The 16,396-nt window shown below is 54.7% G+C and carries 15 protein-coding genes; 7 read left to right on the top strand and 8 right to left on the bottom strand.

The window, feature by feature from the left end:
* Positions 1 to 292: 292 nt before the first annotated feature.
* The 7 genes from JAO32_RS01420 to JAO32_RS19985 all read left to right on the top strand — a co-directional run bounded on the left by JAO32_RS01420 (position 293) and on the right by JAO32_RS19985 (position 7,496).
* Positions 293 to 643 carry a PadR family transcriptional regulator gene (locus tag JAO32_RS01420; RefSeq protein WP_334236763.1) on the top strand — a complete coding sequence of 117 codons (351 nt, stop codon included), beginning with the start codon at positions 293 to 295 and terminating at the stop codon, positions 641 to 643.
* 64 nt (positions 644 to 707) lie between these two features.
* Positions 708 to 1,058: a hypothetical protein gene (locus JAO32_RS01415; RefSeq protein WP_334236762.1), complete on the top strand. Its 351-nt coding sequence runs from the start codon at positions 708 to 710 to the stop codon at positions 1,056 to 1,058.
* 28 nt (positions 1,059 to 1,086) lie between these two features.
* Complete coding sequence (locus JAO32_RS01410; RefSeq protein ID WP_334236761.1) at positions 1,087 to 2,619, top strand: phytoene desaturase family protein; 1,533 nt, start codon at positions 1,087 to 1,089, stop codon at positions 2,617 to 2,619.
* 18 nt (positions 2,620 to 2,637) lie between these two features.
* Positions 2,638 to 4,467, top strand: a complete 1,830-nt coding sequence (locus JAO32_RS01405) for an aldehyde dehydrogenase family protein (RefSeq protein WP_334236760.1) — start codon at positions 2,638 to 2,640, stop codon at positions 4,465 to 4,467.
* Positions 4,464 to 5,921, top strand: coding sequence for a phytoene desaturase family protein (locus JAO32_RS01400; RefSeq protein ID WP_334236759.1), 1,458 nt, complete (start codon positions 4,464 to 4,466; stop codon positions 5,919 to 5,921). The genes JAO32_RS01405 and JAO32_RS01400 overlap by 4 nt, the downstream gene beginning before the upstream one ends.
* 43 nt (positions 5,922 to 5,964) lie before the next feature.
* Positions 5,965 to 7,044: a glycosyltransferase gene (locus JAO32_RS01395; RefSeq protein ID WP_334236758.1), complete on the top strand. Its 1,080-nt coding sequence runs from the start codon at positions 5,965 to 5,967 to the stop codon at positions 7,042 to 7,044.
* Positions 7,041 to 7,496: a hypothetical protein gene (locus JAO32_RS19985; protein ID WP_443082563.1), complete on the top strand. Its 456-nt coding sequence runs from the start codon at positions 7,041 to 7,043 to the stop codon at positions 7,494 to 7,496. The genes JAO32_RS01395 and JAO32_RS19985 overlap by 4 nt, the downstream gene beginning before the upstream one ends.
* Before the next feature lie 432 nt (positions 7,497 to 7,928).
* Here JAO32_RS19985 and JAO32_RS01390 read toward each other — a convergent pair whose 3' ends face one another.
* The 8 genes from JAO32_RS01390 to JAO32_RS01355 form a co-directional block, all read right to left on the bottom strand.
* Complete coding sequence (locus JAO32_RS01390) at positions 7,929 to 8,759, bottom strand: SDR family oxidoreductase (protein WP_334236757.1); 831 nt, start codon at positions 8,757 to 8,759, stop codon at positions 7,929 to 7,931.
* A gap of 262 nt (positions 8,760 to 9,021) precedes the next feature.
* Positions 9,022 to 9,825, bottom strand: coding sequence for an SDR family oxidoreductase (locus JAO32_RS01385; protein ID WP_334236756.1), 804 nt, complete (start codon positions 9,823 to 9,825; stop codon positions 9,022 to 9,024).
* Positions 9,822 to 10,598 carry a carboxymuconolactone decarboxylase family protein gene (locus JAO32_RS01380; RefSeq protein WP_334236755.1) on the bottom strand — a complete coding sequence of 259 codons (777 nt, stop codon included), beginning with the start codon at positions 10,596 to 10,598 and terminating at the stop codon, positions 9,822 to 9,824. Before JAO32_RS01380 ends, JAO32_RS01385 begins: the two co-directional genes overlap by 4 nt.
* A 158-nt stretch (positions 10,599 to 10,756) precedes the next feature.
* Positions 10,757 to 11,905 (bottom strand): XdhC family protein, encoded by a 1,149-nt coding sequence (locus tag JAO32_RS01375; RefSeq protein ID WP_334236754.1) that lies wholly within the window; start codon positions 11,903 to 11,905, stop codon positions 10,757 to 10,759.
* Between the two features lie 22 nt (positions 11,906 to 11,927).
* Positions 11,928 to 12,329 (bottom strand): (R)-mandelonitrile lyase, encoded by a 402-nt coding sequence (locus tag JAO32_RS01370; protein ID WP_334236753.1) that lies wholly within the window; start codon positions 12,327 to 12,329, stop codon positions 11,928 to 11,930.
* A 53-nt stretch (positions 12,330 to 12,382) separates the two neighbouring features.
* A complete protein-coding gene (locus tag JAO32_RS01365) occupies positions 12,383 to 14,653 on the bottom strand; it encodes a xanthine dehydrogenase family protein molybdopterin-binding subunit (RefSeq protein ID WP_334236752.1) in 2,271 nt (756 codons plus the stop codon).
* A gap of 11 nt (positions 14,654 to 14,664) precedes the next feature.
* A complete protein-coding gene (locus JAO32_RS01360; RefSeq protein ID WP_334236751.1) occupies positions 14,665 to 15,669 on the bottom strand; it encodes an FAD binding domain-containing protein in 1,005 nt (334 codons plus the stop codon).
* A gap of 9 nt (positions 15,670 to 15,678) precedes the next feature.
* Positions 15,679 to 16,332, bottom strand: a complete 654-nt coding sequence (locus JAO32_RS01355; RefSeq protein ID WP_334236750.1) for a (2Fe-2S)-binding protein — start codon at positions 16,330 to 16,332, stop codon at positions 15,679 to 15,681.
* Positions 16,333 to 16,396: the final 64 nt, after the last annotated feature.

Raw genomic sequence — 16,396 nt, 5'->3', positions numbered from 1 at the left:
GGTCGCAATCCTAGTAGCTGTCGATATTACTGATATATCACTTACTATCAGAACGTGGCAAGTCTCAAACTTCCAGCGCACAACCTCCGCTAAAGCCGTTCAGTCCAATCTCTCTTGAACCTCCCATACTACGGACAGCTGCCGGAAGACGGCGCGACACTCTCAGCATCAAACACTCGGAGACATCGGCAACTGGATCCCCTGCGGGGCGAGTTCGGGCGCAACTTCTTGACAGGTTTGAGCTCAGATGCAAAGCTGTCCGGTATATCGATCTTCGACTATTCGATATCCGATGCCAAAGAAGAAGTTATATCCGCTTCCAAACACGGCCTTCCAAATACTTCTCGCACTGGCGGACGAGGACTTGCATGGGTACGGAATCATGCGACAAGTCCAGTCTCAAACGCAAGGGAAGATCAGACTTGGGCCTGGAACCCTCTACAGCTCTCTGCAAAGCCTTTTGGAAGAAGGACTCATTGCAGAAGGGAAACATACAGAACCTGTAGATGGTGATGACGAACGCCGGCGCTATTATCATCTGACCCTTATGGGCCGGAAGTTAGCTTGCACGGAAGCTGATCGCCTGGCAGCGTTGCTCAGAGAAGCCCGGAAGAAGAACATCCTGCGGGGGGAATATGTCTAATCTGTTTTCTTCGTGGTGGATACATTTGTACCCTCAGTCTTTCCGTGAGCAGTATGAAGAAGAAATGCTTTTGCTTTTCCGCGAACAAATGCGGGATGAAGCTGGATTCTCTGGAAAGCTGCGTATTCAATTCGACCTGTTGCGTGACCTGGTCACCACATTGCCGCAGGTCTACTCAGATGTTCTAAGCCGGAGTGGGCGCGCAAAGATCGTTGAGGGAGATGTGCAGGCTTTCCGTCTTCTCGACGACAAAGGACCTGGCTTATGGATCTATACAGCGAGTACAGTCGTCACTCTCTTGATTTTTCAATCGATTAAGAGCATGCATCCCTGCCCCGCGCTTACGCACCTGGGGCTCTCTGCTTTGATGTGGCTACAGATCAAGGGCCATGAACTGATCCATTTCTTTGTCTAATAGCACTACGAAAGTACCCAGTGAGCACATGTTGAAAAAGATTGCGGTGATAGGGGCAGGGCCGGGAGGGCTGGCAGCAGCGATGCTGCTGTCAAGTCGAGGCTTTGAAGTCGATGTGTTTGAGAAAGAGCGCGTCATTGGCGGTAGAAACGCAGAATTGTCGCTTGGCTCGTATCGCTTTGACCTTGGCCCCACCTTTTTGATGATGAAGTTTCTTCTCGATGAGCTGTTCGAGGAAACTGGTCGATCCATTTCGCAGTATCTCGACTGCGTTCAACTCGACCCTATGTACCGACTTACGTTTAAAGATAAGTCGCTCTTGGCTCGTTCCGAACCGGAGGCGATGCGCGCCGAGATTGATCGCGTTTTTCCTGGGGAGGGTGAAGCCCTCAAACTCTTTCTTAAGCGAGAGAGTGAGCGTTTTGAAAAGCTCTATCCGTGTTTGCAAAAGCCCTACGGAACGCTTACATCCATGCTGAGCACCACATTGGCTGCTGCTGTGCCGCACATCGCGTTGGGCCGCTCCCTGTTTGACGTTTTAGGGAACTACTTCAAGTCAGAAGAATTGCGACTCGCCTTCACCTTTCAATCCAAATATCTGGGTATGTCGCCTTGGGACTGCCCGGGCCTGTTTGCGATGATTCCTTACACGGAACATGCACATGGCATTTATCACGTGCAGGGTGGTCTATGCCGCATCAGTGACGCTTTCTCACGGGTTGCCGGGGAAAACGGCGCGAAGGTCTTTACGTCAACTCCGGTAAAACGCGTCTTAACGAAGAATGGCAGGGCGGTTGGTGTGGAGCTTGCTGACGGGGAGAAGCGTTCTTACGACGAGGTCGTATTGAATGCAGATTTCGGTCATGCCATGGGCACGCTTTTTGAGCCTGGAACGATACGGAAATATACGCCTGAAGTTCTGAGCCGCAAGCAGTGGTCATGCTCGACGCTCATGATCTACCTCGGCGTCAATAAGACATATCCCGATACAGACCATCACACCATCGTCTTCGCAAAGGATTATCACCAAAACCTGCAAGATATCTCACAACGCCTCGTGGCGTCAGAAGATATCTCGGTATACGTTCGTAATTCGGTCGTCACCGATCCATTCACCGCGCCAGCAGGCCACTCGGCGCTTTATATGCTGGTGCCCGTTCCCAACAATATGAGCGGCATTAACTGGGACGAAGAGAAGTGGAAGTACCGTGAGCGTATCTTCCGAGTCCTGAAGGAGCGTACTCCATTCAATGACCTGGAACAGCATATCGTCGAAGAGGTGATGATCACCCCTGCAGACTGGGAGAAGAAACAGTCTGTTTACCAGGGGGCGACGTTCAACATGGGCCATAACTGGATGCAGATGCTCTACCTGCGTCCACATAACAAGTTTGAAGAAGTCGATAACTGCTACCTGGTAGGCGGAGGTACGCATCCCGGTTCGGGCCTTCCCACCATCTTTGAATCGGCACGCATTGCGGCCAACCTGATCTGCGACCGATATCGCGTTCCGTACCGCGCAGCAGTTCCCTATCGAAATCTGGCTGTGGGTTCTGTTTGATCTATGGATCCTGCTCACATGATGGAGGCAGCCCGCGCTGCCGGCAGAGAATGGTGGCAGCAGGCGCCTGATGTACGCCGTCAAACGCTTTCGCGTCTGGCAGCAACCCTGGCTGCCAAGCAGGACGACCTAGTTACAGCGATTACCCAAGACACTGGCAAACCTGCGTTGGATGCGTTGGGTGGAGATGTGCTCGTCACTCTGGAGCACATGCGTTATTACCATCGCCACGCACACAAACTGCTTGCGCCGCGCGGCATTCACCGCGACTGGTTACTCTTCCATTCGACTCAGTTTGTGGAGCGGTTTGAGCCCCACGGAGTTGTGCTCGTCTACGGCCCTTCTAACTATCCTCTACAGCTTTCCATGGTCCCTGCTGTTACCGCGCTTTATGCCGGTAATGCAGTTGTACTCAAGCTTTCAGAGCAGGCACCCAGACTCTCTGATCTCCTGCGGCAAATCATTGCAGAAGCGCAACTGCCCGAACATCTTTTGCAGATTACATGCGACCAAGCTGCAACTGCCGGCAGCTATATTGATGCTCGCCCGGATTTCGTCTGTTTTACGGGGAGTTGTGGGAATGGGGCTCAGGTGGCGGAGCGCGCGGCGCGGCTCCTAATACCGACTCTGATGGAATTGGGTGGGAAAGACGCTGCGATTGTTTTCAGCGACTGCAACCTGGAGCGCTCGATCGAAGGTGTGTTGTATGGCGCATTTGCTAATTCAGGACAGGTCTGTGTCGGCATCAAACGGCTTTATGTGGAGCAGAGTTTCTACGCCACATTTCTCCGCCGACTAACCGAACGGATCGCTGGTCTTTCCATAAAGGCGACGGACGGTACGGAGAACGACCTTGCGCCACTTTCTTCCAAGCCGCTTTTGCAGCGTTTGCAGGCCCAGATTGCAGATGCCCTTGCTCGTGGAGCAGAGGTCGTAACGGATTCTGCGGACCTTTCGGGCGCAACTCCGCTGGTGTTGAGCGAGGTTCCCTGCGATGCGCTCTTGTTGCAAGAAGAATCTTTTGGACCTGTGCTTTGTGTATTTCCATTCAAGACCGAAGCTGAGGTGGTTGGACTTGCCAACGATAGCAATTTCGCACTGGGTGCCAGCATTTGGACCAGCGATCTTGCAAAGGCAAGACGTGTTGCTACCAAGATGCGTGCAGCAAATGTCGCGGTCAATGACGTCATCCGCAACATTGCCAATCCAGCCGCTTCGTTTGGTGGAAATCAATCCAGTGGCTATGGAAGGTACCACGGGCCTGCAGGTCTGTTTGCGTTCAGTCGCACGAAGAGCATTATGTATAACAAGTCCACCTCGCCACACCAGCCCAATTGGTTCCCATTCACGGCAGCCAAATATGAAGCTTTGCGAAAGATCATCCGGCTGCGTCACCAAACATTTGCTCGTTTCTCCAGATTTTTTGGAATAGCGATGCTCCTGCTGGGAATTGTTGCTGCGCAGGGCCAGCAAGGTGGCCACATCCATATCAGGGTGACGATACCGGATGGACTCAAGGGGCAGCTTGCCTACTCGATCTTTAACAGCTCCAGTGGCTTTCCCCAGCATACGGCGAAGGCGTTCCGTCATGGCTTTCTGGCAGTCGGTGCTCCGACGAACGACATTGACCTTGGCGAACTGCCGAAGGGGCGGTACGCCGTCAGCCTGTATCTGGATGAGAACGGCAATCACAAGCTTGACTCCGGATGGCTGGGAATCCCCAGGGAAGCTGTTGGAGTGAGTCGCAATCCTCGTCCTCGCATGGGACCGCCCCGGTTTGACGACAGCGTATTTGAGATGGGCGATAAAGACCTGACCCTTGAGATCACTATGGTGAAACCACGATGAAGTCACAGGAAAGTGTTGCAGTGATCGGCGCTGGTATCGGTGGCATGTCCGCAGCGATTCAATTGGCAAAGGCAGGCTTGCGTGTCACGATTCTGGAAAAGAATGAACGACTAGGCGGCAAGATGAATGTCTTGGAGACGGATGGGTTCAAGTTCGATCTCGGCCCGTCTATCCTCACTCTTCCGCAGGTCTTTCGCACTCTCTTTGAAAGTGACGGACGCAAGCTGGAAGACTACGTTCCGATGCGCCGTGTCGATCCGCAGTGGCGCAATTTTTTTGAAGACGGCACCGAGATCGACCTATGGGAGAGAACGGAAGATATGCGTCGCGAACTGGAGAAACTGCCAGACAGCGACTCCGCCTTTCAGGATTATGTTGCTTTTTGCGAATACACACGCCAGCAGTATGACGTTGTAGAGCGTGGCTATCTGAGAGAAGGACTGGACGGTTTCTGGCAGCTCATTCGTTTTTATGGACTGACTGGCGGTCGCGAGATGGACTGGGCTAACTCCATGTCAGGGGCAATTGCGAAGCGTGTACGCAATCCCTATCTGCGCGACATGTTTGGTTACTTCATCAAGTATGTTGGTTCGTCTGCGAACGATTCTCCTGGATTCATGAACCTGATGCCGTATATCCAGCTCGGATTTGGCTTGTGGTACGTACAAGGCGGGTTGTATGAGTTTGCTCGCGCCTTCGAACGGCGATTAAAGGAGCTTGGTGTAGAGGTTCGCCTGAATACTGAGGTTCTTGCCATCAACCACAGTGGAAAGAAAGTCACAGGCGTTCAGATAAGAAATTCTTCTGGCGAAACGGAAACACTACCTGCCGATTTTGTTGTTTCGAACATGGAAGTAATCCCTGCATCGGAACGACTTCTGAAGCAGAAGCCAGCACAGTTGAAGCGACTGCAAAAGTTTGAGCCTGCTTGCTCTGGCATTGTGGTCCACCTGGGTCTGGATCGTGTGTATCCGCAGCTTGCCCATCACAACTTCTTTTATTCAGCAGATCAATCCGCGCACTTTGATCGTGTTTTTCATGAGAAGAAGTTGCCGGATGACCCGACGATCTATCTGGTAGCTCCCACGCGCAGCGATCCGTCACAGGCGCCAGCCGGTTGTGACAACATCAAGATTCTGCCTCACATTCCATACATCAACGACAAAGCGCCTTACACCTATGAAGATTGTGTGGCGCTGAAAGAGTTGTGTTTCACCAAGCTGGAGCGTATGGGCCTGACCGATCTTCGCAAGCACATTGTCGTGGAAGATTTCTGGACGCCATTCGATATCGAAAAAAGTACTACTCCAACCGCGGTTCCATCTATGGGGTCGTGTGCGATCGACGTAAAAACTTTGCCTTCAAGGCTCCGAAACGCAGCAAGGACTATGACAATTTGTTTTTCGTTGGAGGAAGCACGAACCCCGGCGGAGGTATGCCTATGGTGTCTCTGAGCGGCCAGCATGCGGCTCGTATGATTTTGGAGCAGTTGCAGAGATGATTCTGCTGCTCATCCTCTGCGGAATGGGATTGCTCAGTGGGTTTCTGCTCATGGCACGCGTACCACTGTATGCGTCTCCGCAAGATGGTTCCGGTTCCTCTGAGGATGAGCGGGTTGCGATTATTATTCCGGCACGAAACGAAGAACGGAATCTTCCGCGTTTATTGGAATCAATCCAGCATCATCCGGCTCTGGCGGAGGTCATCGTTGTTGATGACGGCTCAACTGATAGAACACCGGCGATTGCGGAGAGCTATCATACACGGATCATCCATCCAGGCGAGCCACCACAAAACGTTACGGGCAAAGCCTGGGCTTGCTTCAAGGGAGCCACGAGTACGGATGTGTCTCACCTGTTGTTTCTCGACGCAGACACGTTCTTTATAGGGAACGGTCTTTCTCGTGTTCTGCAATCCTATGCCCCAGCGGCCAGTGGCACTGCGATTTCCGTGCTTCCGTTTGCCATCACAAAAAAGCCTTACGAGGAGCTTTCCCTATTCTTCAACCTGTTGATGGCCTTCGGAGCCGGCGGCTTCGGGGCATTTCAGCCTCCGCGTCTTTTCGGCCAGTCTCTGTTGATACAACATGCGCTCTACGACAAAGTCGGAGGTCATGCCGCTGTAGGCAATTTCGTGTTGGAGAACTTTCATATGGCGCGCCAACTGGAAGCGGCCGGTGCACGAATCCGATGCTTTGGCGGGAAAGGAACATTGCATATGAGGATGTTCCCGGAGGGCCTTCAACAACTATCCGACGGATGGACAAAAGCCTTTGCAGATGGAGCGCAGTCAACGGATATCCGCGTTTTACTGGTTTCCATTTTATGGCTCTCCGTATTGGCTTCAACGACGATTCTGTTGTGGGTTACGCCACACCAGCAGCGATGGATGGCAGAATTGCTTTATCTGCTGGCGGTAACCCAGGTTTATTTTTTTGCTCGGGAGATTGGGACGTTCCGCCCCTGGACCTGCTTGCTATTTCCGCTGCCGCTCGTCTTTTTCTTCCTTGTCTTCACTCGTTCTTTTCTTCGGAGAGCCTTGGGGCAGCGCACCAATTGGCGTGGACGGAACGTATGACCAGGACTTTAGTCGCGTTGGTCGATATCATCTACTGTCCCGTCGTACAGCTCTCAGTAAGCGCCGTACTGGTTCGCATTCCGGACCGCTTCTTTTCAACGGATACCTGGATTACACGTCCGCGGAATTTTGAACGGTCTCGCCGTTTGTATCGTGCTTTGGCTGTCCATCGCTGGAAGAAGGTTCTCCCCGACGCAGCCTCTTTGGTTGGCGGAACGATTAAACACGTTAAGCCATACTGCCAGACCGATGTCTTGCGATTCGTCACCGACACGCGCCGTGCCGAAACCGCGCATTGGTTGCAATTTGCGCTAATCCTTCCCTCATGGATATGGAATCCCGTGTGGGCTTCCATCCTTATGACAGGTTATGCAATTGGCGCGAATATACCTTTCATCGTGGCGCAACGATACAACCGCCTTCTCGTTCGCGCCAGGTTGCGATCAGTGTGAGTTTCTCTTCTGCGCAACCCGCCTCATTCAACATGCCGTATGAGTTGGGCCTCACAAGCACTTGAGAGATTCTCAATCCTGAACGCCATACTTGGTTTGTTTTTGAGTCGCGGCAACGTCGACTTCAGAAACCGCTGAGTGATTGACTGGCACCGATCCGAACATCCACCACGGGACAATCGAAGGCGTGATGCGTGAGCTATGCAACGCCTTTGTACGCTCCCGCGGACCGCGCCAAACGTACAGCAGTGATGGAGACGTATCGTCTCACTGCATGCCAAGTAGATAGTGTGCTGGGGAACGCAGGCTCTACGAACGTCTTCAAAGCTAGGGTCTCTGAGGAGATCTCTGTTTTCATCGCGAAGGCGAACGCAGAAATGCATTGGGGATCTCTGATTGGAGACTATTCGCCACCTGTTTGTGTTCCAGTAGCTATTCTTTCGGTGCGAGGTCTCCGAACCAATAAGCGGCGGTCACTCCGCCGTCCATAAGAAAGTCGCTTCCGGTGATAAAAGCTCCTTCAGATCCCATCAGCAAGGCGCCAACTGTTCCTACCTCGTCCGGGGTTCCCGCACGCCCTGCTGCAGATATCTCGATCATGCGACGGTATCCCGGGCCACGTGGCCCTGCCAGTTCGTCATTCGCAAGCGGTGTGATGATGATCCCAGGGCTGATCGTGTTGATTCGCGCTCCTCGCTTTCCCCAACGCACGGCTTCGGCCATGACACGCAGGGAGTTTCCGCGCTTAGAGAGCTGGTAGGCGTGAAGGGAGTCCTTTACCTGATCGAGTTGCAAGAATGGCAGGCTCAACAGATCTTCAACGGGGATGGTCGCCAGGCTTGCATTTTGCTCTACGCTGAGCGGCGGCAGACGGTGTCCGGATTGCGATCCGATCACAATGCCTGAGCCGCCTTCGGCGATCACGTTGCCGAAGAGTTCCAGGGCCAGCGCTGTCCCATACAGATCCACCTTGAGGATGGTCTCAGGCGATGCTTGCGTCGGCGAAACGCCCGCAGCGTGGATGAGGCCGGTCACACTGCCAATTTTGGTGGCTGTCTCGACGAGTGTTTCGACGGACTGGCGGGAGGACACATCCACGGAAGCTGTCGCCACGCTGAACCCCGCGTCCGTCAGAACCTTGGCAGCGGCCTCGGCGTTCTCTTTTTTCAGATCGGCGAGGAGGACATGCTTTCCTGGCGCGACTCGCCTGACGATGGCCTGACCGATGGATCCGGCTCCGATCACAACTATTACGCTTGGCATACTTTTCTTCCTCTCCTCAGAACTCTGTGACCTTACTGCTACGGATGTTGAGAGACAAACTGGTTTAAGGCACAGATATCGCACGCCTGCTCAGGCTGACGCCGGATCGATATAGCGCGGAGAACTTGGACTGAGAGCTTGCCTGGCCTCGGCCTCAGCCATTCCGAGTCCGACTTTGGCGAGCGTCATCTTCTGTGAGAAAACCGAAACAGAGGCGCAAGAACAGGCTTGCGAGTAGGATGGGCAATTCGGTTTTCATGATTCAGTTCCCGTCCACCGCGCCTGCCGCAAGCTTCCGCAGATCTTCCAGGACACGCTGGGGTTCTTTGTCCAGCGGCTGATTGGGCATGTCCCGAACGCCGTCGACCGCTCCGGGAAGGTCCGCATCCAGAGCCGCAAAGATTGGGTCCAGGTCCTCTTGCGCAGGACCCTTCTCTGCCACCAGTTCGAATGTCTTGCCGAGGGCAGGTTGCGAGGTCAAGCTGCTTACGAGCACCTGCGCGATCTGCGATCGAGCGATCACTCCGTCACTGGAATTGCCAGCCTGACGTGTGTCTCCCTGGAGGAAGATGAGCTGATTCTCGTCTGACTTGTTGTAGTCAAACCAACCGGGTCGGACGATGGTGTACGGAAACCCTCCCGCACGTACCAATCGCTCCGAACGACGCTTCCAATCGTGAGCTTCCGTCGAACGATTGTATGCTCCGTCACGATTCGTGACACCGATGGCAGTCATCAGCGCGATGCGTGGCCTCGCGGCTCCGAGAGCGTTCAGGATGTTGCGCACACCGCCATAGTCAATCGTCTCTGCTCCGCACTTCCCTTCTCCATCCGAACCATGTGTGAAGACAATGGCATCCATGCCAGCGATGGCAGGCTTGAGTGACTCCGGCTGTGTCAGATCACCGACGGCAATCTCGGCTTCACGCGGTAGCATACGCGCACGCGTTTGATTACGGACCAGCGCGCGTACAGAATGCCCTTGCTTCAGCGCTTCCGCGACAACGAGCGAGCCAATGCTTCCACTCGCGCCTACTACCAGGACGGTCAGACGGTCTGCGCTCATGCGGTCACCTTCATGTCTGGTGCAGGAACTACCTCGTCGACAACACGAAGGCCATTGAGCGTACGAGGATAGCCGATGAATGGAACCAGTTGAGTGAGGACGTCAATCAGCTTTGCGCGATCGTTGCCGACGTGGAGGTTCGCACTGACATGTCCTTTGACTTGCGCGTCACAACCTCCGAGCGCGACAAGCATACTGAATGTAAGCAACTCACGCGTGGGGATATCCAACCCTGTGCGAGTCAAATAATCACCAAAGCAGTTTGCCGAGAGATAGCGTTGAATGTGCTGCTCGTCTACGGGCGCGAACGCATAGAGTCTATCGACTCGGTCCTGGCTAATGATCTGGGCTTGGATGGCGCGCCCCTTTTCATAGCGCGTTTCCGGAGTTGTCGTAGCCTGCCCAGGCAGCGGAAGCTCGATGCCGCGCTCCCTCATAACTTCATTCGTCAGATAAAGAAAATCGATGACCTTTGCGATACCGACATACGGCACAGCCTGATACAAGACCTCTTTTGCCTCGACCGGTGTGACACCCATATTGAGCGCACCGCCCAGCATCACACGATATTCCATTACGGCGTGAGACGCGATGATCGCTGCAAGCTGAACCATCAGACGAGTCCGCTTATCAAGATTGCCGTGCTGAAGAACTTCATCAAAGGCGAAGTTATCGAATACTTCGATCAACTCTGGATCACTTACAGCCATGGTAGAAACGTAATTCGGCAGCAGCTCATCGTGATTCTTTTGTGCGACTGGATTCGGCGCCATTCTTTTCACTCCTCAACCTGTTTGAGTCTTCACGGCCATAGCTTGGATGCCGGGCTATCACAGGTTCAACAGTAGAGGGATCGACGAATCGAGGATATGCGCAACGCGCCATTTCTCTAGCAGAGAACGCCAAGTGGATGGCGAACGATCAATGACGCTTACGAAATCGGCACCATTGATCGAAACGTGCTGGAGGATAGCGAATTGGCACGTACCAAGTGCCCTGGCCGAGCCACGCTGACGTTGACACCTTCCATCTCTGCCTGTATCTCCGCAACGATGGCCAAAGCAATCACCGCAGGATTTCCGGATCCAATACTGAGGCCGACCGGCGCATGAAGACGAGAGAGACACTCTTCGGCTGAGAGGCCAACGTATTCAGAGATTGAGTTGATAATACGTTGGGTGCGTTGCAGCGGCCCAAGTATTCCCAGATAGTGCAAGGGCTTTGCTAGCAAACGCTTCAGGATCGCTCGATCCTGTTCATATGAATGCGTGAGGATGACGACGCTGTCGCCGTCATGGACGCCAAGCTCACTTGAAATCTCACGTGCATCCGATGAGTCAGAGTCATCGAATGGGATCAATTCCAGGTGACGTGCTTCCGGAAACCGCTCCTGGCGTAGCAAGTGGCGTCGTCCGTCGGCAACCGTTACTTCCCAACCTAGCTCCGCTGCAAAACGAACGATGGGTTGCGCATCATCGCCGGCACCGAACACGTGCAGTCGTGGTGGAGGCATGATCGGGATGCAAAGAGCTTTCGGGAGAAGAGACGGATCATCAGAAGATTGCGCGAGGACTCGGCCTTGAGAAAAAGATTCTTTTATAAGGTCTGAAAGCTGTTCAGCGCTGCCGATTTCTGAATGCTCCATGTGCTGTGTATCCACCACAACGGTGCGACATTCAGGCGCAAGGAAGGCCACGGTGACGGAGGCGATCCTTAGATCCAGTGCCTGTTGCGTTGCAGCCATCACCTTGTGCACGCTCTCGCCTGTCTCCATAAGTATCCAGATAGTGCCGCCACATCCGAGCCCGTATGGCACGCCCTCGTTATCGTCATCGAAGGACGACTGATAACTCTGAATGTAAGAGCCATCTTGTGTGAGCCAGGCAATCTTGCGACTCACTTCCGCTTCAAGACATCCTCCGCTAATGGTGCCGGCGCGCTCGCCGCTAGAAGTCACAAGCATGCGAGCACCCGGCTTACGGTAAGAGGATCCCTGGACATGCACAACCGTGGCGAGATACACATCCTCGCCACGAGCTCTTGCACGTTTCCAAAGTTCGACTTGCCGTTCCAGTTCCATGCTGTACCTTACCCTTGAAGGGTTACGCGCGACCCCTGTACTGTTCGTCTGTCACCTTTTCCATCCAGTCCACCGCCTTGCCATCCAGTTTTTCTGCAATCGCAATGTGGCTCATTCCTGTCGTTTCTGTTGCACCGTGCCAGTGCTTCTCGCCAGGCGCAAACCAAACGATATCGCCGGGGCGAATCTCTTCGATGGGACCGCCTTCGCGCTGAACCCAGCCGCACCCTGCCACAACAATAAGTGTCTGCCCAAGCGGATGCGTATGCCAGGCAGTACGGGAAGAGGGTTCAAACGTCACAGTCGCACCTCCCACGCGGGCTGGTTCCGTGCCTTGAAAGGGTTGGTCAACTCTCACAGTCCCTGTAAAGTACTCTGCCGGCCCCACTGCCGACGACTGTGTACCTACACGCTTGATCTCCACCTAGTTTCTCCTTGTGGTTTTGCTTCTATGAGTTGAGTCGGTTGCGATTTCGACTATGCGACATGCATCTTTGGGCCGGACGCTTCCAGCAAGTCTTCGATACGAATCGGCAGCTTGCGGACCCTGACACCAGTCGCGTGATAAACCGCACCCGTGATCGCTGCAGCAACGCCGGCCATACCGATTTCACCCACACCACGAGCGCCGAGAGCGTTCAACTTGTAGTCCGGATAATCCAGGAAGGTCACGTCAATTTTGGGACAGTCCGCGTTCACAGCAACGATGTAGTCAGCAAGGTTAGAGTTAATGGGCGCACCGGTGCGTTGATCGTATTCCGTATTCTCCAACATTGCCATGCCAATGCCCATCACCACAGCTCCTTCGATTTGGTTCTGTGCCGCACGCGGGTTCAACATGCGTCCAGCATCAATAACCGTCACGATACGGCTGACACGGAGGCGTGCAATCTCCGGCTGCCAGGTGACCTCTGCAAACTGGGCGCCGAAGCTATGGAAGGAGTAGTCAGTCTTTCCGCCCATGGTGCCTTCGGATTTCGCAGTGCCGCTTGCCGCTTTCACGTTCGCCATTCGCAGTACATCTCCCTGCGAGAGCTTTTTTGAGGGCTGTTCCTTCAATCGAACCATTCCGTCTGCGAGTTCGAGATCCTCCATTTTCTTACCCGCGAAGGGTGATCCGGGAGCTTTCAATGCAGCCTCCAGAAGAGTCTTCACCGCATTCTGCGTAGCTTCAAGAACGGCCGGCGTAACAGTGGCCGTTGTCCAGGAGCCACCGCTCACTGGCCCTTCCGGCAGGCGTGTGTCACCTAAGACAACTTCCACTTTGTTTAATGGGATGCCGGTCTCATGCGACACCAGTTGCGCAAAGATTGTGTAAGTTCCGCCGCCTATGTCCTGTGTGGCGCACGTCACGCGGGCCGTGCCGTCAGTGAGCAGTTCCACAGTGGCGGACGCATTGGTTCGCATCGCGCCCCAGGAACAGGCCGCAACACCCCAGCCTAACGTCATGCCTTCGGCATTCTTCATGGAACCCACAGCAGGATTTCGCTTGCTCCAACCGAACTTCTCAGAACCAACCGTGAGGCACTCGACGAGATGCCGCGAGGAAAAGGGCTTACCACTGCTCTCGTCCTTCTGGGGTTCATTCATTAGGCGAAGCTGTACGGGATCAATCTTCAACTTCACGGCGAGTTCATCCATCGCGCTTTCAAGCGCGTACAGTCCCGGAACGGCTCCCGGGCCGCGCATGGCTGTCGGAGTTCCGATGTTGCGGCGCGCCAGGCCACTGGTGACGCTTACGTTGGGGCATGAATACATGAGAGCGGTAGCCTCGCCACATGACTCTTCGTAGTCGTCGAGCATCGACGTGTGATTCACGTAGTTGTGCACGATGGTGGTCAGCTTGCCGTTTGTCTCCGCACCGAGTTGAATTTGCTGATCGATAGCAGGACGGTGACCAACGCTTTGGAACATCATCGAACGGCTGACGACCAGCTTCACGGGCCGATTTAGATTCCGCGAGCATGCTCCCGCAAGTGCAGAGTGTGGCCACGGCCACAGCTTTCCACCAAATCCCGAACCGAGAAAACGCGTGATGACCTGCACGTTTTCTTGTGGAACACCGAGGACTGCCGCCATCACGTCACGATGATTCACGACTGCCTGCGATGTCTCATACAGCGTGAACTTCCCGTCCTTGTAAACCGCAACGGAAGCGTGCAGTTCAATGGGATTATGTGTTTCTGATGGTGTCTTATAAACCGCGTCGTGCTTGACGGGAGATTTTGCAAAGCCTATAGAGGTGTCGCCACGGTGTGACTCCGGCTTCATCGCTGCCGTACTCAAAGGTGTGCCAAGCAAGGTTTCGTCAGTATCGTGCTTCGCCTTCTTATACGTGACCTTCACGGCTTCTGCGGCGGCGCGAGCCTGTTCCATTGTCTGAGCGACCGCAACAGCAATGTACTGACCGTAGTAACGTACCGTCGTGTCTTCCAGCGGAGGACGGCGCTCGTCCTGCTTTAGCACCAAACCCGAAGCCGGTGGCGTCCGGTAAAGTGCGCCAATGTCCTCATGCGTATAAACCGCAAGAACGCCAGGCATGCGCTTTGCTGCACCGGAATCAATGCCGGTGACCGTTCCGCTGCTGATCGTTGCTGTCACCGGCCATGCATACACAAGTCCGGGAAAGTTGTGATCGGACGAATACATCGCCTTACCGGTGGTCTTCAGCGGGCCGTCAATGCGTGGCGTTGCTATGCCAAGCACTTTACTGTTGGTGATGGGCTGTGGAGCTTTTTCCTGTGCCATCTTTATCCTCCTCAGGCCTGCTGCGTCACTTGTGTAAGGGCGTGGGTCAGGCAGCGCTTTGCCAGCTCCACCTTAAATCCGTTTTGCGACTGCGGGCGCGCACCATGCATGGCTGCAACCGCGGCAGCTCGGAAGTTCTCCGGTGTCGGCGCTTTCCCTTGCAATGCCTTCTCTGCTTCATGACTGCGCCAGGGCACCGTTCCCACGCCGCCCAGTGCAACCCGAACGAACTCGATGCGTCCGCCGTTCAGCTTCACCGCAACAGCAGCGGACGCAAGCGCAAACTCATACGAAGCACGGTCACGTAGTTTTAGATAGCCGGTCCTGGTTCCAGCTGGAAGAAGCGGAACGCTCACATGGGTGACGAGGTCGCCCGGAGCAAGAACCGTTTCGTTCTGTGGCGTATTGCCGGGAAGAAGATAAAACTCCGAGATGGGAACGGAACGTTCGCCCTTAAGCCCGGTGATGTGGATGGTTGCACCAAGCGCGGCAAGCGCCACGTTTTGATCGGAAGGGTTGCTGGCAATGCAGTGGTCACTCGTGCCAAGAATTGCGAGCATCCGATTATGACCGCCAATCGCGGCGCATCCACTCCCCGGCTGACGCTTGTTGCAGGCCGATGCCGTATCGCGGTAGTAGACGCAGCGGGTCTTTTGCAGGAGATTACCCGCAGTTGAGGCCATGTTGCGAAGCTGCGTTGAAGCACCCGAGAGGATCGCCTGCGATAGAACGGGAAAGTGTTCTTTGATGAGCGCATGATTGGCCACATCGCTGTTGCGAGCCAGTGCGCCGATCCTCACCGAACTGTCGGGCATCTGTTCAACCTTGTCGAGGGACAAGCCGTTGATGTCGATCAGTTGCTTGGGTGTTTCCACGTTCAGCTTCATGAAGTCCACGAGGTTTGTTCCCCCCGCGATGTAGCGAACGGGCGCTCCCTGCTGCGCCGTTGTCGATGAGGCCTGCGCTTTCACCGCATCAGGAATCGTATTCGCCGTAATCAGTTCAAAGGGCTGCATGAACGCCTCCTACACTATGCCGTTACGGCGGCAGGCTTGCACAGCCGCCACAATGTTTGGGTACGCTCCGCAGCGGCAGATGTTGCCGCTCAGGGCTTCCTGAACGTCCTTGTCATCCGGCCCCCACGGCTCTTTGAGCATCGCCGTGGCCGACATGATTTGCCCACTGGTGCAGTAGCCGCACTGATACCCGTCGTGTTCAACAAAGGCGGCCTGCATTGGGTGCATCTTTTCCGGCGTACCCAGCCCCTCAATGGTGGTGATCTCTTTGCCCTGCTGCATCGCAGCGAACAGCAGGCAGCTATTCGCACGCTTGCCGTCCACATGAACTGTGCATGCTCCACACTGGCCGTGATCGCAGCCCTTTTTTGTACCGGTAAGGTTTAACGTTTCGCGCAACGTATCGAGTACGGTCGCTCGCGAATCGATCCGCACGCGGTGCGTTTCGCCATTGACGCGCAGGGTCACCGGAATTGTGCCCGGGATAACATCTGCATGGTCGCTGGCTTCTTGTCTGGCGATTTCTGCGGCTGCAATGGGAGCTGCAAGCGTGCCGGTCGCGGTCGCAACCCCAACCGCACCAGCACGGGAGAGGAACGATCGACGGCTTAGCTTTTCAAGTGATGTCACGGCTTGGATATCGTCTTCTTGATGATTCGCCATCTCTGGACCTCCCGATGGTGGTGTTCGCAAAACGATGGATAGCGGGAGACCAGGGCACCGCGAT

Origin of the sequence: Terriglobus sp. ADX1, assembly GCF_036877645.1 — a bacterium.
Taxonomy (GTDB): domain Bacteria; phylum Acidobacteriota; class Terriglobia; order Terriglobales; family Acidobacteriaceae; genus Terriglobus.
The sequence above is the reverse complement of the archived record's forward strand: the minus strand, read 5'-3'. Positions and strand labels throughout refer to the sequence as shown.

Excerpts from the sequence above, each read along its gene's own strand:
- JAO32_RS01420 (WP_334236763.1), top strand. The coding sequence starts at position 293 with ATGCCAAAGAAGAAGTTATATCCGCTTCCAAACACGGCCTTCCAAATA.
- JAO32_RS01415 (WP_334236762.1), top strand. The coding sequence starts at position 708 with ATGCTTTTGCTTTTCCGCGAACAAATGCGGGATGAAGCTGGATTCTCT.
- JAO32_RS01410 (WP_334236761.1), top strand. The coding sequence starts at position 1,087 with ATGTTGAAAAAGATTGCGGTGATAGGGGCAGGGCCGGGAGGGCTGGCA.
- JAO32_RS01405 (WP_334236760.1), top strand. The coding sequence starts at position 2,638 with ATGATGGAGGCAGCCCGCGCTGCCGGCAGAGAATGGTGGCAGCAGGCG.
- JAO32_RS01400 (WP_334236759.1), top strand. The coding sequence starts at position 4,464 with ATGAAGTCACAGGAAAGTGTTGCAGTGATCGGCGCTGGTATCGGTGGC.
- JAO32_RS01395 (WP_334236758.1), top strand. The coding sequence starts at position 5,965 with ATGATTCTGCTGCTCATCCTCTGCGGAATGGGATTGCTCAGTGGGTTT.
- JAO32_RS19985 (WP_443082563.1), top strand. The coding sequence starts at position 7,041 with ATGACCAGGACTTTAGTCGCGTTGGTCGATATCATCTACTGTCCCGTC.
- JAO32_RS01390 (WP_334236757.1), bottom strand. The coding sequence starts at position 8,759 with ATGCCAAGCGTAATAGTTGTGATCGGAGCCGGATCCATCGGTCAGGCC.
- JAO32_RS01385 (WP_334236756.1), bottom strand. The coding sequence starts at position 9,825 with ATGAGCGCAGACCGTCTGACCGTCCTGGTAGTAGGCGCGAGTGGAAGC.
- JAO32_RS01380 (WP_334236755.1), bottom strand. The coding sequence starts at position 10,598 with ATGGCGCCGAATCCAGTCGCACAAAAGAATCACGATGAGCTGCTGCCG.
- JAO32_RS01375 (WP_334236754.1), bottom strand. The coding sequence starts at position 11,905 with ATGGAACTGGAACGGCAAGTCGAACTTTGGAAACGTGCAAGAGCTCGT.
- JAO32_RS01365 (WP_334236752.1), bottom strand. The coding sequence starts at position 14,653 with ATGGCACAGGAAAAAGCTCCACAGCCCATCACCAACAGTAAAGTGCTT.
- JAO32_RS01360 (WP_334236751.1), bottom strand. The coding sequence starts at position 15,669 with ATGCAGCCCTTTGAACTGATTACGGCGAATACGATTCCTGATGCGGTG.
- JAO32_RS01355 (WP_334236750.1), bottom strand. The coding sequence starts at position 16,332 with ATGGCGAATCATCAAGAAGACGATATCCAAGCCGTGACATCACTTGAA.